This window comes from Deinococcus pimensis DSM 21231, from assembly GCF_000519345.1.
GTDB classification, from domain to species: Bacteria; Deinococcota; Deinococci; order Deinococcales; family Deinococcaceae; genus Deinococcus_A; species Deinococcus_A pimensis.
This window is the reverse complement of record NZ_KI912633.1, coordinates 241,423-241,692: the sequence shown is the minus strand read 5'-3', so window position 1 is coordinate 241,692 and position 270 is coordinate 241,423. Positions and strand designations below refer to the sequence as shown.

Here is a 270-nt window from a genome sequence, read left to right as displayed (position 1 = left end):
GATCGCGCTGCAGTTCTACCTCGTGCTGCCCCTGCTGCTGCCGCTCGCGCGCAGACGGCCCCCGCCGTGGGCGGCGCTCGGGGTGGCGCTCCTCGCGCAGGTCGGGGTGTTCGTCCTCAACCGCGAGACGCTGCACTTCCGCTTTCCCGGCACGATGGCCGCGTGGTACCTCCCGGCGCTCGCGCTGGGCGTGGCGCTCGGCGCGCGGGACGTGGAGTTCACGTGCGTCTGGAGGCGCGTCTGGCCGGGCGTGGGGCTCGCGGCGCTCGC

At 75.6% G+C, this 270-nt stretch carries 1 pseudogene; it reads left to right on the top strand.

Going from position 1 to position 270, the window contains the following annotated elements:
- Positions 1-270, top strand: a pseudogene (locus DEIPI_RS39050) (acyltransferase); the annotation flags it as partial.